The organism is Cryobacterium sp. TMT4-31, from assembly GCF_004403385.1.
Classification (GTDB): Bacteria; Actinomycetota; Actinomycetes; order Actinomycetales; family Microbacteriaceae; genus Cryobacterium; species Cryobacterium zongtaii.
The window spans coordinates 37,489-58,067 of record NZ_SOGI01000035.1; the positions used below are offsets into that span (position 1 = coordinate 37,489).

General features: G+C 67.8%; 21 protein-coding genes. 13 read left to right on the forward strand and 8 right to left on the reverse strand.

The window, feature by feature from the left end:
* Positions 1 to 73 precede the first annotated feature (73 nt).
* From E3T19_RS08410 to E3T19_RS08420, 3 genes are all read left to right on the forward strand, one after another.
* Positions 74 to 1,183, forward strand: coding sequence for a hypothetical protein (locus E3T19_RS08410; protein WP_134408583.1), 1,110 nt, complete (start codon positions 74 to 76; stop codon positions 1,181 to 1,183).
* A gap of 22 nt (positions 1,184 to 1,205) precedes the next feature.
* Positions 1,206 to 1,667: a hypothetical protein gene (locus E3T19_RS08415; RefSeq protein ID WP_134408584.1), complete on the forward strand. Its 462-nt coding sequence runs from the start codon at positions 1,206 to 1,208 to the stop codon at positions 1,665 to 1,667.
* Between the two features lie 139 nt (positions 1,668 to 1,806).
* Positions 1,807 to 3,075 carry an MFS transporter gene (locus E3T19_RS08420; protein ID WP_088455853.1) on the forward strand — a complete coding sequence of 423 codons (1,269 nt, stop codon included), beginning with the start codon at positions 1,807 to 1,809 and terminating at the stop codon, positions 3,073 to 3,075.
* Between the two features lie 12 nt (positions 3,076 to 3,087).
* Here E3T19_RS08420 and E3T19_RS08425 read toward each other — a convergent pair whose 3' ends face one another.
* Positions 3,088 to 3,954, reverse strand: a complete 867-nt coding sequence (locus E3T19_RS08425) for a helix-turn-helix transcriptional regulator (RefSeq protein ID WP_088455854.1) — start codon at positions 3,952 to 3,954, stop codon at positions 3,088 to 3,090.
* Positions 3,955 to 4,085: 131 nt separating this feature from the next.
* Here E3T19_RS08425 and E3T19_RS08430 point away from each other — a divergent pair, with 131 nt between their 5' ends.
* The 4 genes from E3T19_RS08430 to E3T19_RS08445 all read left to right on the forward strand — a co-directional run bounded on the left by E3T19_RS08430 (position 4,086) and on the right by E3T19_RS08445 (position 7,848).
* Entirely contained in the window at positions 4,086 to 5,099 is a 1,014-nt protein-coding gene (locus E3T19_RS08430; protein ID WP_174776255.1) for a zinc-dependent alcohol dehydrogenase family protein, read from the forward strand.
* Positions 5,099 to 6,298 carry an MFS transporter gene (locus tag E3T19_RS08435; protein WP_166788835.1) on the forward strand — a complete coding sequence of 400 codons (1,200 nt, stop codon included), beginning with the start codon at positions 5,099 to 5,101 and terminating at the stop codon, positions 6,296 to 6,298. The genes E3T19_RS08430 and E3T19_RS08435 overlap by 1 nt, the downstream gene beginning before the upstream one ends.
* Positions 6,299 to 6,366: 68 nt before the next feature.
* Complete coding sequence (locus E3T19_RS08440) at positions 6,367 to 6,849, forward strand: heme-degrading domain-containing protein (protein WP_134408585.1); 483 nt, start codon at positions 6,367 to 6,369, stop codon at positions 6,847 to 6,849.
* Between the two features lie 57 nt (positions 6,850 to 6,906).
* Positions 6,907 to 7,848, forward strand: coding sequence for a pseudouridine synthase (locus tag E3T19_RS08445; RefSeq protein WP_134408586.1), 942 nt, complete (start codon positions 6,907 to 6,909; stop codon positions 7,846 to 7,848).
* 18 nt (positions 7,849 to 7,866) lie between these two features.
* On the opposite strand, the gene E3T19_RS18955 is transcribed toward E3T19_RS08445, so the two are convergent.
* The 3 genes from E3T19_RS18955 to E3T19_RS08455 all read right to left on the reverse strand — a co-directional run bounded on the left by E3T19_RS18955 (position 7,867) and on the right by E3T19_RS08455 (position 10,871).
* Entirely contained in the window at positions 7,867 to 8,040 is a 174-nt protein-coding gene (locus E3T19_RS18955) for a hypothetical protein (protein WP_166788836.1), read from the reverse strand.
* Between the two features lie 5 nt (positions 8,041 to 8,045).
* Complete coding sequence (locus E3T19_RS08450; RefSeq protein WP_166788837.1) at positions 8,046 to 8,366, reverse strand: histidine phosphatase family protein; 321 nt, start codon at positions 8,364 to 8,366, stop codon at positions 8,046 to 8,048.
* A gap of 165 nt (positions 8,367 to 8,531) precedes the next feature.
* Positions 8,532 to 10,871, reverse strand: coding sequence for an arylsulfatase (locus E3T19_RS08455; protein WP_088457945.1), 2,340 nt, complete (start codon positions 10,869 to 10,871; stop codon positions 8,532 to 8,534).
* Positions 10,872 to 11,108: 237 nt separating this feature from the next.
* Here E3T19_RS08455 and E3T19_RS08460 point away from each other — a divergent pair, with 237 nt between their 5' ends.
* The gene (locus E3T19_RS08460) at positions 11,109 to 11,204 is read left to right on the forward strand and encodes a response regulator transcription factor (protein ID WP_134408588.1); all 96 of its coding nucleotides are present in this window, start codon (positions 11,109 to 11,111) and stop codon (positions 11,202 to 11,204) included.
* A gap of 42 nt (positions 11,205 to 11,246) precedes the next feature.
* Positions 11,247 to 11,933 carry a CoA pyrophosphatase gene (locus tag E3T19_RS08465; protein WP_088455858.1) on the forward strand — a complete coding sequence of 229 codons (687 nt, stop codon included), beginning with the start codon at positions 11,247 to 11,249 and terminating at the stop codon, positions 11,931 to 11,933.
* A gap of 311 nt (positions 11,934 to 12,244) precedes the next feature.
* Here E3T19_RS08465 and E3T19_RS08470 read toward each other — a convergent pair whose 3' ends face one another.
* From E3T19_RS08470 to E3T19_RS08485, 4 genes are all read right to left on the reverse strand, one after another.
* Positions 12,245 to 13,267: a TerC family protein gene (locus E3T19_RS08470; protein WP_088455859.1), complete on the reverse strand. Its 1,023-nt coding sequence runs from the start codon at positions 13,265 to 13,267 to the stop codon at positions 12,245 to 12,247.
* Between the two features lie 75 nt (positions 13,268 to 13,342).
* Complete coding sequence (locus tag E3T19_RS08475; RefSeq protein ID WP_088455860.1) at positions 13,343 to 14,332, reverse strand: serine hydrolase; 990 nt, start codon at positions 14,330 to 14,332, stop codon at positions 13,343 to 13,345.
* A gap of 116 nt (positions 14,333 to 14,448) precedes the next feature.
* Positions 14,449 to 16,287, reverse strand: a complete 1,839-nt coding sequence (locus E3T19_RS08480; protein ID WP_088455861.1) for a DEAD/DEAH box helicase — start codon at positions 16,285 to 16,287, stop codon at positions 14,449 to 14,451.
* A 63-nt stretch (positions 16,288 to 16,350) separates the two neighbouring features.
* Entirely contained in the window at positions 16,351 to 17,175 is an 825-nt protein-coding gene (locus E3T19_RS08485) for an alpha/beta fold hydrolase (protein WP_134408589.1), read from the reverse strand.
* Between the two features lie 189 nt (positions 17,176 to 17,364).
* Here E3T19_RS08485 and E3T19_RS08490 point away from each other — a divergent pair, with 189 nt between their 5' ends.
* The 4 genes from E3T19_RS08490 to E3T19_RS08500 all read left to right on the forward strand — a co-directional run bounded on the left by E3T19_RS08490 (position 17,365) and on the right by E3T19_RS08500 (position 20,564).
* Positions 17,365 to 19,053 (forward strand): long-chain-fatty-acid--CoA ligase, encoded by a 1,689-nt coding sequence (locus E3T19_RS08490; RefSeq protein ID WP_088455863.1) that lies wholly within the window; start codon positions 17,365 to 17,367, stop codon positions 19,051 to 19,053.
* A 144-nt stretch (positions 19,054 to 19,197) separates the two neighbouring features.
* Complete coding sequence (locus E3T19_RS08495; RefSeq protein ID WP_088455864.1) at positions 19,198 to 19,644, forward strand: DUF6325 family protein; 447 nt, start codon at positions 19,198 to 19,200, stop codon at positions 19,642 to 19,644.
* Between the two features lies 1 nt (position 19,645).
* A complete protein-coding gene (locus E3T19_RS18960; protein WP_165787908.1) occupies positions 19,646 to 19,804 on the forward strand; it encodes a hypothetical protein in 159 nt (52 codons plus the stop codon).
* A 118-nt stretch (positions 19,805 to 19,922) separates the two neighbouring features.
* On the forward strand, positions 19,923 to 20,564 hold the full coding sequence (locus E3T19_RS08500; protein ID WP_134408590.1) for a PadR family transcriptional regulator: 642 nt from the start codon (positions 19,923 to 19,925) through the stop codon (positions 20,562 to 20,564).
* Positions 20,565 to 20,579 lie beyond the last annotated feature (15 nt).

Sequence of the window (20,579 nt, forward strand, 5' to 3'; positions counted from 1 at the left end):
CGGTGCAGACGAGATATTGTCGCTGCCACCGCCTCGACCACCGGTCCGGTGACGCAGCGACAGGAGGTCTCGGATGAGCCGGCCCGCACCCATCAGTTGGTTGCTTCGGCACCCGGTCGCCAACGCCCAGTCGCGGGAATCGGCCGCGCTGCTGGTGGGCGCGGCCGTCTTCCTGGTCGGCGCGCTGGCGTCGGCGATCACCTTTTGGGGTGACGACGTTCCTATCGCGGGTCCCGGCTCGGTCGGGCAGTTCGTCGCTTTGGCGAGCGCGGCGGCGGCGGCGGTGATCTTCGTCACCACGCGTGCCGTGATGCACGCCAGTCGGGCGGCAGGCACCCTGCTGGACCCCGGGCCACCCGGCCACGGCGGGCAGCTCCGGTGGTACGACATCGGTGCGCTTGCGCTGGCGCACGCAGTGATCTCGCTGTTGGCGTGGCTCGCGGTTGCGGGCCTGCTGAGCCGCAGCTTCATCGGTGCCGTCGTCTTCCCCGCCTCCGCGACGCTGCTGGCCGCGGTCGCCATCGCAGTCACGGCCTACAGTGTTTTCCTCTCCGCCGTTGGCCTGACCCCGATTCTGATGTCGGTCATCCTCGCCGTGTTCGTGGTGGTGGGCACTTTTGCGAGCATGTTGAGCGCCAGCGACCCATTGTGGTGGCAGGAGAACCTCAGCACCCTGGGCATTTCCGACGACATCTCGGCGCTGGCCTTCAACCTCACGGTCCTGATCGCGGGGATCATCGTCACCACCCTGGCTCATTACGCGACCGCGGCCATCCCGGCTGCCACGCCAGAAGAAGTGCGAGGACGCGCGCTCGTGCGGGGGGCGCTGGTTCTCATCGGCGTGCTTTTGGCTGGTGTGGGAATCTTCCCGCTCGATCAAAACATGGCAGCGCATAATGTATCCGCGACCGGAATGATCGTGGTTTTCATCACTGTCGTCGTCCGCCTCCGATCGTGGATCCCCACCATGTCACGGGTGTTCCTTCTTCTCGGGTATCTCTACGTGGGAGTTCTTGTCGTGCTGGCAGTGTGGTTCCTGACCGGGTACTACACACTCACCGCCGTCGAACTGGTGGCATTCGTGATGATCTTCAGCTGGCTGATCGTGTTCCTTCGTCAAACCGGAGCGATGCTGCTCGCCGAGAACAGAAATCGAGGCGAAAGTGCAATCCTCCACGGCTAACCGGCGGTTTCCGGGCGGCTTCGTGACCGAGGCTTCGGTCTATGGCACCATCCTGGTCAGCGGCATGATCGTGGTCGCCGGCGGCTATGGGGCAACCTCCTGGCAGACCTTTCTAGGCGTGATCGGCACGGTTTTCGTGTTCTGGGCCGCGCACGTGTACGCCGGTGCGGTGGTCGAATACGGTCTGAACCAGGCTCAGGATTCGACGATGGCCACCGCCGTGCGCCTCTCGCTGCGGCACTCGCTGGGCTTCCTCACGTCCGCGATCCCACCGTCCATCGTGCTGCTGCTCGGCGCGTTGCGGGCTGTGCCCGACGACGTTGCGGTGTGGACCGCCCTGTGGCTCGGCGTAGCCATACTCGGAGCCATCGGCTACAGCGCGTTCGCATTTCGAGGAAGCCCGTGGGTGATTCGCATCCTGGGCTGTCTGGGGACTTCGACGCTGGGCATCGCCATGATCCTGCTGAAGGTGCTCGTGCACTAGCGATACGGGCAACCAGCACGTGAGGCCCGTCGACCGAGTGTCTGCCGGTTCGGTCGATGGGTCCCGACCTAGCCATCCGCACCAGTCGGGTCGATGATTGCTTCGTGACGGAACGCGATGCGCCGATCGGACCCTGGTCGTGAACCCGGCGTCTGCGCGCGTCCAGCGCATCTACCTGATCCTGCTGCTCGGCAACACCCTCGCGGCCTCGTTCATCTGGGGCATCAACACGCTGTTCCTGCTCGACGCCGGGCTGAGTAACTTCGAGGCGTTCGCTGCGAACGCGTTCTTCACAGCCGGCATGGTGATTTTCGAGATCCCGACCGGCGTGGTCGCCGACACCGTGGGACGCAAAGCCTCCTACCTGCTGGGCACCATCACCCTGTCGGTCACCACCGCGCTGTACTGGATGCTCTGGGTCTGGCAGTCGCCGTTCGTCTGGTGGGCCATCGTGTCGGTGCTGCTCGGCCTCGGCTTCACCTTCTTCTCCGGTGCGGTGGAAGCCTGGCTGGTCGACGCGCTCACGTCGACCGGGTACACCGGCAGCCTGGAGGCGGTATTCGGCCGCGGGCTCGTGGTGACCGGTATCGCGATGTTCACCGGCTCGGTGCTCGGCGGAGTGATCGCCCAGGCCACCAACCTCGGTGTGCCGTTCCTCGTGCGCGCCGGGGTGCTCGTGATTATGTTCATCTACGCGTTCATCGTGATGAGAGACCTCGGCTTCACCCCGGACCGCTCGCGGGGCCCGCTGAAGGCGACCCGGTTGGTGCTCACGGAGTCGGTCGAGCACGGGCTGAAACGGCGGTCGGTGCGCTACATGATCCTCTCCGCCCCGTTCGCCTCCGGCGTCGGCTTCTACGCCTTCTACGCGCTGCAGCCCTACCTGCTCGAGCTGTACGGCGACCCGTCGGCGTACTCCATCGCGGGCCTGGCCGCCGCGATCCTCTCGCTGGCACAGGTAGCCGGCGGCGTGCTCGCTCCCCGGATCCGCACCCTCTTCGCCAAACGCACCAGCACCGTGATCGCGGCGTCCCTGCTCAGCGTGGTCTCACTCGTGGTGCTCGGCCTGAACAGCCTGTTCTGGCTGGCGGTGGTGTTCCTGATGGTCTGGGGGTTCGTGTTCGCGGTCGCCGAACCGGTGCGGCAGGCCTACCTCAACGACATGATCCCGTCGAAGCAGCGCGCCACCGTGCTCTCGTTTGACTCGCTGTTCGGCAGCCTCGGCGGCGTGTTCATCCAGCCGGCGCTGGGCCGCTCCGCCGACCTCTGGGGTTACGGCGCTTCCCTGATGATCGGCGGCCTGGTGGAACTCATCGGCGTTCCGATCATGCTCGCCAGCCGGCGCCAGAACGATCTCGCCGACACCAGAACGGTGCAAACGGATGCCCCGGCGCCCGAGGCGCCGTGACCCCGAGCTTGGTCAGTCGGCGGCGACGCTGGTGGCCGCCCAACTGGCCAGCAGACGCAGGCGCTCGGCGCTGGACGAGCCGGGCTCGGCGGTGTAGATCATCAGCACCGAGCCGGGATCGGCGGTGATGGCGAGTTCCTCATAGGCCAGGGTGAGCTCGCCGACCACCGGATGGTTGAACCGCTTCGTGCCGGCACCGTGCGTGCGCACGTCGTGGGCGCCCCAGAGCGTGCGGAACGTGTCGCTCTTGGTGGACAGCTCGCCGACGAGGTCCTGCAACCCCTTGTCGTTCGGGTCCCGGCCGGCCTCCGCGCGCATGATCGACACGCACATCTCCGCGAACACCTGCCAGTCCGGGTAGAAATCGCGCGAGGCGGGGTCGAGGAACTGGAACCGGGCCAGGTTGGGGGTGCGCCCGGCGTCGCCGATGACGGGGGAGTAGAAGGCCCGGCCCAGATCGTTGGTCGCCAGGAGGTCCTGATGCTGGTCGCGCACAAACGCGATGCCTTCGGTGATCGTGCCGAGCGCCCACTGCAGGCTCGGCCGACTCACCGGGTTCCGCGTCGCGCGCCGGCGGATGCGTCCGGACAGTGGGATGCCGTCGGCGGCCCGCGCCAGATTGAACAGGTGGCTGCGTTCGGTGTCATCGAGCTGCAGCGCCCGGGCGATGGCGTCGAGCACCGACGAGGACGCTCCCGCGATCGCACCGCGTTCGAGCTTGGCGTAGTACTCCACGCTGACGCCGGCCAGGGTGGCAACCTCGGTGCGACGCAGCCCGGACACCCGCCGATTGGTGCCGGCGGGCAGGCCGGCCAGTTCGGGGGTGATCTTCGCGCGCCGCGACATGAGGAATTCGCGCACCTCGGCTTGATTGTCCATAGCCACGACAGTACGTCCCCCTGTCGCGGCGTGGGGTGCTCTGCTGGTACACCCCTGCGCAGGGACTCCCGCCCACAGACCGTCGACGGTTCGCTTGAGGACGTACCAACAGCGACCAAAGGAGCATCCACATGCGTGGAGTCATCATGTACGCGCCCGGCGACGTCCGGGTCGAAGACCGCCAGGACCCGACCATTGTTGAACCGACCGATGCGATCATCCGTCTCACGGCCACCTGCATCTGCGGGTCGGACCTGTGGCCGTACCGGGGTGTCGAGCCCGTCGACCACACCGCGATGGGCCACGAGTACGTCGGCATCGTCGAAGAGATCGGTGACGCCGTGCAGACCGTCAAGGTGGGTGACTTCGTCGTTGGATCCTTCGTGCTCTCCGACAACACCTGCGAAATCTGCCGGGCCGGCTTCCAGTCCCGGTGCGAGCACGCCGAATTCGCCTCCGGAATGCAGGCCGAGAAGGCGCGGATCCCGCTCGCGGACGGCACCCTCGTCGCGACCCCCGGCCAGCCCGACGCCGACCTGATCCCGTCGCTGCTGGCCGCCTCCGATGTGCTCGGCACCGGCTGGTTCGCGGCAGTGGCCGCCGAGGCCGGGCCGGGCAAGACCGTCGCCGTCGTCGGAGACGGCGCCGTGGGCCTGATGGCGATCCTCGCCGCCAAACAGCTTGGCGCCGAACGCATCATCGCCATGTCGCGCCACCCCGAACGGCAGAAGCTCGCCAGGTTCTACGGGGCGACCGACATCGTCGAGGAACGCGGCGACGAAGGTGTGGCCAGGATCAAGGAACTCACCGGTGGGCTCGGTGCGCACTCCGTGGTCGAAGCCGTCGGCACGCAGGAATCGTTCATGCAGGCCGTCGGCGCGACCCGCGGCGGCGGACACCTGGGCTACGTCGGGGTCAACTACGACGTGCAGATCCCCGGCATCCAGCTGTTCTTCGCCGGCATCCACACCCTCGGCGGACCTGCCCCGGTGCGCCGGTTCCTGCCCAACCTGATCCAGTTGATCTGGGACCGCACCATCGACCCGGGCAAGGTTTTCGACCTCACCCTCCCCATCGAGGAAGCCGCCGAAGGCTACCGGGCCATGGACGAGCGCCGCGCCACCAAGGTCCTGCTCACCTTCTGATGGAGAGCGTGACAACAGTGCCGGCCCCGGCGGCTGCCGAGAAAACGCAGCGCCTGCCGATCTTCACCCTGCTGATGCTGGCCGCCATCGGCTTCGTCCTCGTGGCGATGGAGACCATGCCGGCCGGCCTGTTGCCGGTGATCGCCGGCGGACTGGGCACCAGTGAGGGCGCTGTCGGCCTGTTCGTCAGCGCGTATGCGCTGGGCACGGTCATTGTGACGATTCCCGCGATCACGCTGACCAGGAGGATGCGCCGGAAGCGGCTGCTGCTCGGTGCTATCCTCGGGCTCATCGTGGCCAACACCGTCACGGCGGTCTCCAGCGACGTCATCCTGTCGCTCGGGTCGCGATTCGTCGCCGGGGCGTTCTCGGGGATCGTCTGGGGGATGCTCGCCGCCTACGGGCGGAAGATCAGCCCGCCCCGTCAGTCCGGTCTATCCTTGGCGATAGTGTCCGCCGGGGCGCCCGTAGGGTTCGCGCTCGGCACCCCGCTGGGATCGTGGCTGGGGTCCGCGTTCGACTGGCGCTGGGCCTTCGTCGGTCTGAGCGTGGTGGCGGTCATCGCCGGCCTCCTGATCGCGCTGTGCGCCCCGGATGCCGACGGCCAGCCGGGAACCGCCAGACTGCCCCTGGTGCGGGTGCTCCGGATCCCCGGAATCACCGTGATCCTGGCGGTGATCTTCACCTGGATGATCGCCCACAACACCATCTACACCTACATCGCCCCCTACCTGCGGGCCACTGGCAGCGACCTCGCGGTGGACGTGCAGCTGTTCCTCTTCGGTGTCGCCTCGATCGTCGGCATCGTTCTCACCGGCGCGCTCCTCGACCGGCATCCGCGCCCGCTGCTGCACGGCAGTGTCCTGCTGTTCATCGTGGCCGCCGTGATCCTCTGGGCCGGCCACGCGTCGGTGCCCGCGATCATCGCCGCCACCGTGCTCTGGGGGCTCTCCTTCGGCGGAGCATCCGCTCAGCTCCAGGCCGCTTTGACCAGCACGGGCGGAGCCGACTCGGATGTCGCGAACGCGTTCCTGCCCGTGGCGTTCAACCTCGCGATTTTCGCCGCCGGGATCGTCGGTGCCGCGCTGCTGACCCCTTTCGACGGCCTCGCGCTGCCCGTCGTCATGGTCGTCTTCGGCCTGGCCGCACTGCTGCTGACGGTGTACGGGCGCCGGTCCGCGTTTCCCGCGCGTCTGTGATCGCTAACCGGTATCGTGCTCGGTAGTGCGGCGCCGCTGTCGACACCCCAACGAAACCGGACTCTGCCATGTCGCTCACTCCTGATCCCGCCGCCCAGGGTCTCCTGCCCCTGCTGGAGGCACAGAACGCCAGCATCGGGTTCACCTCCTTCGATCATGACGATGCCTTCAGGCTCGGCAGCGCGATCATGGCCCGGGCGGTCGCCGATGACCTGAGTATCACGGTGGCGATGTCCTTCGGCCAGCAGCGCGTCTTCCACGCGGCACGGCCGGGCACGACAGCAGACAACGACTACTGGCTCGACAGGAAGTTCCGCGTGGTGGCCCTGTATAACGCGCCGTCCTTCCTGATCAGCACCAAATACCGCGCCAGGGGCCAGGACTTCAACGAGGTCACCGGTCTGCCCGTTGCCGAATACGTGGCCGCCGGAGGTGCCTTCCCGCTGCGGGTGAACGGTTCCCTCATCGGCGCAGTCGGGGTGTCCGGCCTGGCCGAAAACCTCGACCACGACCTGGTCGTCTGGGCGCTCGAGGCCGCCAGGGCGCTCTGACGGGCGCCATCCGCCATCCGCCCGGCGGCGGAGCCGGTCAGCACGTACGATCGGGGGATGCCCCCGCGCTCGCCCCTTCCCGAACGACACGGGCTCGCTGCGGCGTGGCTGTGCACCCCGGAGCGCGACCGGCCCGGTTTTCCGAAGCCGACCTGGCCGAACATGAGCGCCTGGCTCGAGGACCGGCTGGCCGAGTCCGTGAACGTGGCCGAGTTCCTCGCCGACGGCCGGTTCGTCTATGGAGACGGCACGCCCGTTGCCGGCGCGGACCGCTACCGGCCCACCACCTTCGTCTGGTTTCACCGCGATCTGGCCGACGAACCGGTGGTTCCTGGCCCTCTGCACCTGGTCTATCGGGATGAGCGGATCGTGGTGATCGACAAGCCGCCCTTCCTTTCCAGCATCCCGCGGGGACGGCACGTGGTTCAGAGCGTCGTGGTTCGCCTGCGCGCCCAATTGGAGTTGCCCGAACTCTCCCCGTTGCACCGCTTGGACCGGGTGACCAGCGGCCTGCTGGTCCTGGCCACCGAACGCCGCTGGCGAGGGGCCTACCAGACTCTCTTTCAGCGCGGCGAGGTGAAGAAGGTGTACCGGGCGTTGGCTCCGATGCGGCAGGACCTCGAGCTACCCGTCATCGTGCGGAACCACCTCCGTACCAGGCCGGGCCACTGGCAGGGCGAAGTGGTGCCCGGCGCCCCGGTCAACGCCGAGTCACTGATCGAACTGGAGGGCGCCCACGGGCCTGCGGGACGGTACCGGCTGACACCCCGCACCGGGCGCACCCACCAGCTGCGTCTGCACATGCTGGGCCTGGGCATCCCGATCATCGACGACCCGCTCTACCCCGTTGTGCAGGGTGTCGAGGTGTTCGATTTCAGGCGGCCGCTCCAGCTCCTGGCCAGCGAGCTGGCGTTCACCGATCCGATCGACGGCGGGACGCATCGGTTCGAGAGTGAGCGCCGTCTCCCGCTGACGGCGGAGGATGCCGGAACGGACTGACTCTGGTTGGGCGTGTGCCTAGGCCAGTCCCGCCCGGCTGGCACGGCCGCTGGTCACGAGAACGGCCGTCGAGGCAACAAGATCCGACCAGGGACCCGGCACACCCAGCACGGCCAAGGCCGACGTCGACAGCGTGACGCTCTCGCCGGTGAGCACGTAGACGAGGTCTTCGAGTCCGGGATTGTGAGCCACCAGAATCACGTTCTGAAGCTCGTCGGGCAGTTCCCGCACAATCTGAAGCAGATCGTTGACGGATGCGGCATACGCACGGTCATCGATGCGCGCCTCCTGTCGTTGAGTTCTGCCGAGGCCAGCGCCCAGGTGGCGCGAGCCCGGGTCGCGGGGGAGACGATGGCCAGGTCGATGGCTGGAACATTCTCGGCCAGCCAGCTGCCGGCATCCGGCGCCTGGCTCTGCCCGCGGGGGTTGAGGGTGCGGTCGATGTCGGCCTCGCCGCCCGACCAGTCGGACTTGGCGTGCCGGAGCACGATGAGGGTTCGCTCACTGCGTGGGGTCATTCCCATAGTCTGCACCGCAGAGGTCAGATCAGTGAGCTCCCGGATGGCGCTCGCTGCACCCCTCACGGCGCGCCGCGCCCGCTATAGCGGGCGCGGTAGACCACAGCAGGTGCGGTGACGACCTGCTGGAAGGTCGAGGCGGCGTTCCCCGGCGCAGCGGCCCGCTCACTGCCGGGCCATGATGATACGGAACCGCTCCTCCGGGTCGATGAAGTGGTCGTTGTTGTCGTCGCCCAGGTCGATCTGCACCCAGTTGATCCGACCGCTGAACCGGCTGCTCGCTGTGGTGTAGTCGGCCGTGACGGGGGTGCCGGATTGGTAGCCCACATCGGTGGTCTCGTCGGCCGAGAAGATCATCGCCTGGGTGGCGCCCACCCGGCCGGTGCCCACGGGCTTGCCGTCGTAGTAGAGCGTCACGTCGCCGCCCTTGCCGAGCCCACCGCCGTCGTAGGCGAACTCCATCCGCACCTGGCACTGTCCCGCGGGGATCGGCAGCTCGGCCTCGGTCCTGAACTCCTGGATGCCGAGGACGTTGTACACGAACGTGGCCCGGCCGGCCTGGGCATAGAGGCTCCAACCCCCGAACCTGCCGCCCTGGGCGATGATCACGCCATCCGCCCCGCCCTCGGCTATGACCAGTTCAGCCGTCACCGAGAACGACTTGTTCTTGATGCTGACCACGCTGTTCTCCGACAACCGGCCCATGCCGGCGAACAGGAGTTGGCTGTTCCCCCTGATCAGGGTCGGCCGGCCGGCCACCTCCGGGGTGGCCCGTTCAACGCCGCGGTCGTCGATCGGCAGCACGTTGTACTTGGTGGCCTCGATCAGCCACAGCCTCTGCAGTTTGGCGAGTAGCTCCGGATTCTCGGCGGCCAGGTTCCGGGCCTGGCTGTAATCGGTGTGGCCGTCGTAGAGCTCCCAGACATCGTCGTCGAAGGCGGGAATCTCGCCGCCGATCATGATCCAGGGGGTGCGGTGCTTGGTGACCGCGCTCCAGCCCTTGTAGTACAGGCCACGGTTGCCGAACATCTCGAAGTACTGCAGGTCGTGACGTTCCGCGGCGGCCGGCTCGTCGAAGGTGTACAGCATGCTGACACCTTCCATGGGTGACTGCTGCACGCCGTTGACCATCGTCGGCTCGGGCAGGCCGGCGGCCTCGAGAATTGTCGGGGCGATGTCGATGCAGTGGGTGAACTGCTCGCGCAGCCCGCCCTTCTCGGCGATCCCGGTGGGCCAGTGCACGATCGTGCCGTTGCGGGTGCCGCCCCAGTGCGAGGCAACCTGCTTGGTCCACTGGAAGGGGGTGTCCATCGCCCACGCCCATCCCACCGCATAGTGGTTGTAGGAGCTGGGGCTGCCGAACTCGTCGATTTTGGCGGCCATGAATTCCGGCGTCTCGAGCGCCGCCATCCCGTTGAAGTTCGCCATCTCGTTGAAGGCCCCGTTGACCGTGCCCTCCGCGGATGCTCCGTTGTCACCGATGATGTAGTAGATGATGGTGTCGTCGAGGATGCCGAGCTCGGCGACGGTGTCGATCACCCGGCCGACGTGGTGATCGGTGTGTTCCATGAACCCGGCGTAGACCTCCATTTCCCGCTCAAGCGCGGGCTTGAGCTCGGCGGGCATGTCGTCCCAGGCGGGAATCTCAGCGTGCCGTGGGGTGAGAAGCGCGTCGGCGGGGATCACTCCGAGTTCCTTCTGCTTGGCGAAGGTGCGTTCGCGCTGCACATCCCAGCCGTCGGCGAATTTCCCGGCGTACTTGTCCGCCCACTCCTTGGGCACGTGGTGGGGCGCGTGCGTGGCGCCGGGCGCGAAGTACACGAAGAACGGTTTGTCGGGCATCAGGGCCTTCTGCGAACGGATCCAGTTGCTGGCGTGATCGGCCAGGTCTTCGGTGAGGTGGTAACCCTCCTCAGGGGTCGCCGGAGGTTCCACCGGGGTCGTGCCGTTGTAGAGCGCGGGATCCCACTGATTGTTCTCACCGCCGATGAAGCCGTAGAAGGTCTCGAATCCGCCCCCGGCCGACGGCCAGGCATCGAACGGGCCCATCGGTGAGGACTGCCACACGGGCACCTCGTGGCACTTGCCGAACTGGGCGGTGGAGTAACCGTTCAATTTGAGGGTCATTGCCAGCGGCGCCTTGGTGTTCGGCCGCAACGAGCTGTTGCCCGGCGCCGAGGTTGCCGTCTCGGTGATGCTGCCCATCCCCACCGAGTGGTGGTTGCGTCCGGTCAGCAGCGCCTGCCGGGTGGGTGCGCACAGCGCCGTGGTGTGGAAGCGGTTGTATATGAGCCCGTTCGCGGCGAGTTTCTCGGCGTTGGGCGTGGCGCAGGGGCCGCCGAAGACGCTCGACGCACCATAACCGGCATCGTCGATCAGGATGACGAGCACGTTCGGTGCGCCCGCCGGTGGCCGCAACGGCTCGATCGGCGGGTATTGCGTGTCGGGGTCCTTCGCGTCGTAGGTGGTGAGTCCGGGTGCAGGGCGGTCGGGAATTGGCAGCATCGAGCGGGCATGGCGGTCGGGATTCGTCACGGGGGCCTCCTGGGTCTCTCGGGTGAAAGTAGCCCGGCGGAGGTGGCGGCGACATCACCCTTTAGTGATGAGGTCGGGCCGAGCGCCCGGTCATCCGGCGCTGCTGTAGTGGCTGACCGCGCATCGCCAGCGGCCGTCCCGGCGCATGGTGGCCCTGGCCTATTCGAACCGGGAGGTCGGGTTGCAGCTCTCGCTGCCGAGGGGACCGTGAAACGGCATGTGTCCAACATCTTCACGAAGCTCGATGCGACCTCCCGTATGGGTGTCGTGCGCCGCGCGGTCACCCTCGGCCTGGTGGGTTAGTGCCGAAGCCCCGGTGCCGACCGGGCTGCGTATGGTGGAAGCATGCTCGTCATCTCGAACGACCCGCGCGCCGAACTCGCGGCGCTGTGCGAGCGTGGGCTGGACTGGGGGACCGGCCGAAGCCGCGACCTCCCCGATCTGGGCAGCGCTCGCCGGGCCGCGGTTCTCGTGCTGTTCGGTGTGCTGGATGCGGTGCCGGCGCAGGCGCCCGCCGGCACAGACCGGGTTCCGAGGGATCTCGACGTGCTGTTGCTGCGCCGTGCCTCCACCCTGGGCAGTCACCCGGGTCAGATCGCCTTCCCGGGCGGCCGGCTCGAAGCGTCCGATGCGGGCCCGATCGCGGCGGCGCTGCGGGAAGCCGTCGAGGAGACCGGGTTGGACGCAGCCGGCCTCGAACCCCTCGGCACGCTGCCCGCAATGCCGGTGCCGGTGAGCAACCATCTCGTCACCCCGGTGCCGGCCTGGTGGACCCGACCCTCCCAGGTGGCCGCGATGGACCATGCCGAAACCGTGGATGTCTTCAGGGTGCCCGTGGCGGATCTGCTCGACCCGGCCAACCGGGCGAACACCGAGCACACCGTGGGCGACGCCGTCTACCGGGCGCCGGCGTTCACCGTGGGTGACCGGCTCGTCTGGGGTTTCACTGCGATCGTGCTCTCGCGCATGTTCGACGAGCTCGGCTGGGCCGACCCGTGGGATCACGATCGGATCGTACTTCCCGGCCGGTAACCGGTGCGCTTGTGTCCGGGCGCGCGGTGCCACAAGGGGTGCAGAAACGGCGAGACCGGGTACGCCTTCCGCAGCGATCTTCGCGCGGCGAAGCACCGTGGCGTTCGCCGCGGACGAGCTCTCACCCGTACGGATGGTCAGCACGGACGTTGCCATGCCGCCACTGCCGGCGGACGACGGGGCTTGCTTTCTACGCCCTGTCCGGGCCGGGCCCGAACGAGTTCACGCTGGTGATCTTCGGGTCTGGCTGTGCGTCGAGGCCGACGCAGTACCGGCGAGAGCGTGGACAACCTCGACGCGATCATGCTCGGCTAGTGCGAGTCCTCGGCCTTGGTGATCGGCTCGCCGTCGACCCGGCCACGATCGGCCTTGGCGGCGTCCCCTCGGGTCTTGGCCAGGCTCGCGACGGTCGCGACGGTGACCGTGGCGGCGATGAAGACCAGCGAGAACCAGATCGGGATCTCGGGCACCCACAGCACCGGCTCGCCGCCGTTGATGAACGGCACCTCGTTGACGTGCAGGGCGTGGAAGACGAGCTTGAGGCCGATGAAGGCGAGGATCACGGCCAGGCCCTGGGACAGGTAGACCAGGCGCTCGAGCAGTCCGCCGATGAGGAAGAACAGTTGGCGCAGGCCCATCAGCGCGAAGGCGTTGGCGGTGAAGACGATGTAGGCCTCCGAGGTGAGCCCGTAGATCGCGGGGATCGAGTCGATCGCGAAGACCAGGTCGATGAAGCCGATCGCGATGATGGTGAGCAGCATCGGGGTGACATAGCGTTTGCCGTTGATCTTGGTGGTGAGCTTGTCGCGGTCGTACTCCTCGGTGACCGGCAGAACCCGGCGGGCCAGCCGCACAAAGAGGTTGTCGGCCGGATTGCTGTCGTGGCCCCGCACCTGCATGTATGCCAGCACGAACAGCAGCGCACCGAAGAGATAGAACACCCAGGAGAAGTTCTCGATCAGGGCCGCGCCCACGGCGATGAACCCGCCACGCATGATCAGGGCGATGATGATGCCGAACATCAGCACCTTCTGCTGGTACGCCTTGGGCACCGAGAACGCGGCCATCACGATGAGGAACACGAAGAGGTTGTCGATCGACAGCGCCTTCTCGGTGAGGTAGCCCGCGAAGTACTCGCCGCCGTACCGCCATCCGGACACCACGCCGATGCCGACCCCGAACAGCAGGGCAAGGCCGATGTAGAAGGCCGACCAGCGGGCGGACTCGCCCACCGTGGGCTCGTGCGGCTTCCGCACGTGCGCGAAGAACTCGTAGGCGAAGAACGCGATCGTCACGCCGATGGTGATGATCCAGGTCAGGGGAGTGATATTCAAGGAAGGCTCCATGACAGGGGGTTCGCTTGGTGCTCCCCGTGCACCTTCCAGACTAAAGCATTGCTCACTAACCCGCTAAGAGTGCGCGTCGGTGAGCTCCGTCAGCAGCGCGAAGCCGTGGCGGTCGACCGAGCGTGAGGTGGCGGTGAGCACAACCACCCCCGTGCCGGCGGCCCGGTCCAGGCCGAGCCAGGAACGGAAGCCGCCGGTGGCGCCGTCGTGCCAGGTGATCGATCGGCCCCTGACCGACAGGGTGATCCAGGCCGCCCCGATGTTCACCCCACGGCGGGCGATCGGCGCCACCGGATCGAGAGCCGAGATCCCGGGCGCGGATCCCTCCAGCAACGCCTGGGTGAGCCGGGCGAGATCGGTGATCGACGAACGGATGCCGCCGGCCGGTGCCACCGCCTCTCCAGTCCAGGCCGGCCGCGGGCGGCCCGACCGGCTTGTGCCCTGCAGCGCGCTGGGTCGCAGCTCGGCCGGTGTCGCGGGTGCGTACATCGACGTGAGACCCAGCGGCTCGGTCAGTCGCTCCCGCAGCAGGGTTGCGTAGTCGAGGCCCGCGCTGCGGGCGACGGCATGGCCAAGCAGTTCGAAGCCGAAATTGGAGTAGCGCCGGCGCGTGGAGGAGAGTCGCACGGTGCGCGCCTGTGTCAGCAGTTCGGTGAGATCTTCGCCGTAGGGGTTCTCCCCGGTGCGCAGGAACCGCAGGGCGCGACGTAGCGGCTGCGCCGAGCGCGGAAGGCGGGGTAGTCCAGACTCGTGCTTGCTCACGGCCGCGAGCCGGAGAGGCCCGGCCGGGCCCTGCGGCAGGGGGAGCAGATCACCCAGAGTGGTCTCTGCGCCGATCTCGCCGAGCTCACAGGCCTGACGGTAGAGCAGACCGGTGAGGCCCTTCGAGATGGAGCCGATTTCGAAGTCGGCGTCGAGCCCCGCGCCCACGCTCGCCAGCACCACTCCGCCGGGGGAGACCTGGGCGACGGCGGCCACCGGATGCCTGGGGCCCAAATGTTGCCGCAGCCGTGCGGCCAGCCCGGCGTCACCATCCGTCGCAGCCCTCGTCATGGGTTGATGATAGGGCGGCTACGGCGAAAGGCGGGGATTCTCGCGACACACCGTCAATCCGGCGAGCGGATGAGGGGTGTCGGGAGAATCCCCGCCCGTGGGTGAGCTGGTGTGACCTAGTAGCGGCGCGGCGGGCGCTCGGAGCGGTCGCCCTGTTGAGGCCGGTCGTTGCGGCCGGCCGAGGCGCCGTTGTCGGCGTGGATCTCGATCAGCTTGCCGCTGATGCGGGTCGCCGAGAGGCGGCCCAGCACATCGCTGGTCAGGTCGGCGGGCAGGTCCACCAGGGAGTACTCGGGCAGGATCTGGATCGCGCCGAAGTCTTCCCGGCTCAGGCCACCCTCGTTGGCGAGAGCGCCGACGATCTGGCGTGGTTCCACCTTGTGACGCTTGCCGACCTCGATGCGGTACGAGGCCATGGCGCGGCTGCTGTCGCGTGAGCGGCGTTCGGGGCGTTCGCTGCGCAGCGGGCGGTCATCCCGGCTGCCGCGGTCATCGCGGCTGCCCCGGTCGTCCCGACGGTCGTTGCGTGCGGGCCGGTCGCGGTCGCGGTGCTCGGTGCGCTCCCGGTCGAAACGCGCCGCAGCACGCACGTCGTCGGCGTTGAGCAGCAGCGGGGTCTCTCCTTGGGCGACCACGGCGAGTGCGGCGGCGACGTCGGCCTCGGGCACGTCGTGGTGCTCCACGTAGTGGCCCACGATGTCGCGGAACGCGGCGATGCGAGCGGTCTCCTCCAGCGCAGCGGTGATCGCGTCGTCGAACCGGGCGAGCCGGGTGACGTTGACGTCTTCGACGCTGGGCAGCTGCATCTGGGTGAGCGGCTGGCGGGTGGCCCGCTCGATGGCGTTGAGCAGGTGACGCTCACGAGGGGTGACGAAGCTGATCGCGGCGCCGCTGCGGCCGGCGCGGCCGGTGCGGCCGATGCGGTGCACGTACGACTCGGTGTCAATCGGGATGTCGTAGTTGATGACGTGGCTGATGCGCTCCACGTCGAGGCCGCGGGCGGCGACATCCGTGGCGACGAGGATGTCCAGCTTGCCGCTCTTGAGCTGCTCCACGGTGCGCTCACGCTGCACCTGGGGCACGTCGCCGTTGATGGCGGTGGCGGAGTAGCCACGTGCACGCAGCTTCTCGGCGAGCGTCTCGGTCTCGTTCTTGGTGCGGGTGAAGACGATCATGCCCTCGAAGTTCTCCACCTCGAGGATGCGGGTGAGCGCGTCCACCTTCTGCGGGTAGGAGACCAGCAGGTAACGCTGGGTGGTGTTGACCGAGGTCGTGGTCTTGTTCTTGACCGTGATCTCTTCGGGGTCATTGAGGTACTGCTTGGAGATGCGACGGATCTGCGCGGGCATGGTGGCGGAGAACAGGGCCACCTGTTTGTCGTCCGGGGTGTCGGCGAGGATCGTCTCGACGTCTTCGGCGAAGCCCATCTTGAGCATCTCGTCGGCCTCGTCGAGCACCAGGTACTTGAGCTGGGTGAGGTCGAGGGTGCCCTTTTCGAGGTGGTCCATGATGCGGCCGGGAGTACCGACGACAACATGAACGCCCCGGCGCAGCGCCGACAGCTGGATGCCGTAACCCTGTCCGCCGTAGACGGGCAGCACGTGCACGCCCTTCATGTGGGCGGCGTACTTCTCGAAGGCCTCACAGACCTGCAGGGCGAGTTCGCGGGTGGGGGCGAGCACCAGGGCCTGCGGGCTCTTCTGGGACATGTCGAGGCGGGAGAGGATCGGCAACGCGAAGGCGGCCGTCTTGCCGGTGCCGGTCTGGGCGAGTCCGACGACGTCGCGGCCGTCGAGGAGCGGCGGAATGGTGGCAGCCTGGATGGCCGACGGAGTCTCGTAGCCTACGTCTTTGAGGGCTTTGAGTACGGAGTCACTGAGCCCAAGCTCGGAGAACGTGATGGTCGGGCGGGCAGTGGCTGCCTCGGTCGGTGCAGTTGAATCAGGAGGCGTCATAGTACTACGGTAGCCGGTCGAAGTGCTCACCCCGTTCGGGAGCGAGAAATCCGTGCCGTGTGATCATGTCGTCGACGGCATTTCGGGCTCATTGACGGTCCGCCTGGCTTGAGAGTCCAGGCTCTCGTGCAGTGCGGCGGCGAGAACGGCGATGTCCACGTCGTGGGATTGGCCGGGGAGTTCCACGTGCCTGCCGTTCGGCAGGGCGGTGGCCAGGGCCCTGGCCGATTCGCGGATGAACTCCGGTGCGAATTCGCCGCTGAGCACCACCGCGGGGACCTGGACGGCTTCGATCCGGTCGTAGGGGAGTAGGCCGTCGCCGAGAACAGCATCGTCGTAGGCGAGCGTCGGGGCGATCGCCTCGAACCCGGCCCACATCGGCGTCTGCCGCATCCCCTCGATCTGCTCGGCGGGCATGCCCACCCGGGCCAGGAAGAGGGCCATGGCGTCGCCGCGGCGCCCGGCGGCCAGCGCGGCGGCGAGCTTCCGGGAGTAGGTGGTGACGACGGGGTCCAGGTCGATGCTCACCGGCACCTCGTAGACGGCCAGCTCGCTGACCGCCGCACCGAGCTGGGCGGCGGCCGCGAGGGCCAGGGCGCCGCCACTGGACATGCCGAAGAGGGCCGCGTGACCGCCGGCCGACCGGATCAATGCGGCGATGTCATCGATCTCCCGGTCGACCGAGAACGGCAAGGTGTCGCCGCTGGCGCCGCGGCCGCGTCGGTCGTAGACGTACACGGTGAAGCTGTCGGCCATCAGGGCGGCCAGAGGGCGCATCGGCCCGGCGTCGCGGTAGCAGGTGGCGCCGTCCACCAGGATGAGGGCGGGCCCGGTACCGAGACTGTCGAAGGCGATCGTGGTGCCATCGCGCGACCTGACTGTGGGCATGGTGTCTCCTTCGATGTCTCGACGGGTCCGCTGTCACTGACCGCGCCGCTGCTCGCTCACACCGTGCCACCGGGTGAGGGCGGCGGTCAACCGCTGGCGCCGGAATATCTGTCGGGTCTGCACGGACGTGCTCAGCCTTGGGCCGTGTTGTGCCCACGCCTCTGGAGCGGATCGCGGGAGGATGTCTGCATGGCCACTACTGAGCAACAGCCCTGGGTTAAGCACTATCAGCCGGGCGTGCCCGCCGAGATCGATTACCCCACCACCTCGCTCGTGGAGATGCTCGAGCACGCGGTCGCCGAGGCCGGCGACCATCCGGCGCTCGAGTTCTTCGGACGCCGCACCAGCTACGCGGAACTCGGCGCCCAGATCGACAAGGCTGCCGAGGGGCTGCGCCTGCTCGGGGTGCGGGCCGGCGACAGGGTCGCGCTGATCCTGCCGAACTGCCCGCAGCACGTCGTGGCGTTCTACGCCGTCCTGCGCCTGGGCGGCGTGGTCGTGGAACACAACCCGCTCTATACGTCACCGGAGCTGCGGCACCAATTCGAAGACCACCAGGCCCGCATCGTGATCGCCTGGGACAAGGTCGCCCCGACAGTGCGCGCGTTCCCGGCCGACATCGAGATCGACCACATCGTCTCGGTCAACCTGCTGCAGGCTTTCCCCACCGTGAAACGGTTGGCCCTCTACCTCCCGGTGAAGAGTCTGCGCGAGTCCCGGGCGGCTCTCACGGGCTCGGCGGCCGGTACGACCCCGTGGAAGGACCTGTTCAGCCACGGCCGCATCGACCCGACCCACCCCCGTCCGGCGCTGCACGACCTGGCGGCCATCCAGTACACCTCCGGCACCACCGGTCGCCCCAAGGGTGCGATGCTGACCCACTACAACCTGCACTGCAACGCGTTGCAGGGCGAGGCCTGGATGCACGGCGCCGAGTACCGCAAGGAGGTCTTCTACGCGATCCTGCCGATGTTCCATTCGTTCGGCCTCACGTTGTATCTGACCTACGGCATCCACAAGCAGGCCCTGATCGTGTTGTTCCCCAAGTTCGATCCGAAGACCGTGCTCGACACCATGAAGAAGACCCCCGCAACTGTGTACTGTGCGGTGCCGCCGATCTACGAGCGCACCGCGCTCGCCGCGAAGGAACGTGGCATCTCGCTGCGCTCCTGCCGCTTCTGCATCTCGGGAGCGATGAACCTGCCCGACCATGTCGTGGAGCTGTGGGAATCGGTGTCGGGCGGACTGCTGGTGGAGGGCTTCGGCATGACCGAGGCATCGCCGGTGGCGATGGGCAACCCGTTCCACCCGACCCGCCGCCCCGGTACCGTCGGCATCCCGTTCTCCTCGACCCTGATGAAGGTCACCGACCCCGATGACCCGACCGTTGAGGTGGAGCAGGGCCAGCCCGGAGAGTTGCTGCTCAAGGGCCCGCAGGTGTTCAAGGGCTACTGGAACAACCCTGAGGAGACCGCCAAGACCCTGACGCCGGACGGCTGGCTGCGGACCGGGGACATCGTGACCGTGGACGAAGACGGGTTCTCCACCATCGTCGACCGGGCCAAGGACCTGATCATCACCGGCGGCTTCAACGTGGCGCCCACCGAGGTGGAGACTGTACTGCGCTTGCACGCGTCGGTGACGGATGCCGCCGTGTTCGGCAAGCCGCTGGAACGTGGCGGTGAAATGGTCGTCGCCGCGGTCGAGCTCGAACCCGGCGCGACGCTGGACGAAGAGGCCCTGCAGGACCACTGCCGGGAGCACCTGGCCGCATACAAGATTCCCCGCCGGATCGTGCAGATCACCGACACCCCGCGCACGATGCTCGGCAAGGTGCTGCGCCGCAAGGTGCGCGAGCAGGTGCTGCCCACCCTCTGACCCACCTTCACCCATCGCGGGTGACGCGAGCGCTGCCGGAGGGCTGGACACTGACACCTCCGGCAGCCGGAGACGACGGCGCACACCGGTTCCTAGCCCGGCTGTGCTCATCGTTCGCATCATCCAAGCGAAATGGAGTGGGTTATGACTGACACCATCGATGAACTCGGGCCGGTGGACTGGATCGTCGTGGAGTTTCCGGGCAGCACCTTCAACGGGTCGATTGCGCCGGAGATCACGTCGCTCGTGGACCGGGGCCTGGTGAAGATCCTGGACCTGCTGATCCTGACGAAGGACGCGGACGGCGCACTGGAAATCGCTGAACTCTCGGATCTCGAGGACGGCCAACTCGGTGAACTCCGCGCCTTCGAAACAGAACTGGCCACCCTCCTCAGCGAGGAGGACGTGATCTCCGCGGCCGAGGCCATCGAGCCAGGCAGCACCGCGGCCCTCCTGGTTTGGGAGAACCTCTGGGCCGCCCCGTTCGGCGCGTCGGTGCGTCACGCCGGCGGTCAGCTGGTGGCCAGCGGGCGCATTCCGGTGCAGGCTCTGCTCGCCGCCATTGAAGCCGATGACACGGAAGGAGCCTGACATGCCACTCGCACGCAGACGGGTCGGTCGCCCAGGGGTGATCGGGGCACCCGTGGCCCGCACCGCAGCCACAGTGGGAACGGCGGCCGTCGTCGCCCACGGAGTACGCCGCCGCGGCGACCGTCGGGATGACCGGCGCGACGACAGGCGCGACCGTTGATCCGCTGAGTCCTTGACTCCACGACACTCAGCGATATATCGTTGAGTGTCGTGGAAGTTCCGCGACGCGTGCTCGCTACACCCGCGAAGCACGACCTCGCGAAAGGACGAAAACGATCATGAAGCGCTTTCACCACACCCACCAGCCGGAGTCCGGCAGCCCCGAGTTCGGTGCCCCTGATTGCGGCCCGGGGATGAGCCGCGCCCACCACGACTCGCCCCAGGGCCACGGTCGTGGTTTCGGCCGGGGATTCGGGCCCGGCGGGCCCGGCTTCGGCGGCTTCGGCCCCGGCTTCGGCCCCGGCGGTCCCCGTGGCTCACGTCGCGCCAACAAGGGCGACGTCCGCTCCGCGATCCTCTCGCTGCTGGCCGACGGTCCCTCCAACGGCTACGGGCTCATCAGGGCCATCGAGGAGAAGACCGGCGGCGCCTGGCGCCCCAGCCCCGGCTCCATCTACCCGACCCTGCAGCAGCTCGTCGACGAGGAGCTCATCTCACCGACCGGCACCGAGCGCCGCACGGACTATGAGCTCACTGAAGCCGGCCGGGCCTACCTGGCCGAACACGCCGACGACCTCAAGAAGGCGTGGGAGGCCACCCCCGGGCAGTCGGATTCCGACGCCGCCTTCCACGAGAGCGTCGGCAAGCTCTTCGGTGTTGTGCACCAGTTCCGCTCCTCGGCGACCGACACCCAGCGTGCCGCCGCCACCGAGAAGCTCGATGAGGTGCGCCGCGCGCTATACCTGATCCTCGCCGACTGAATGAGGAAGGCCTGA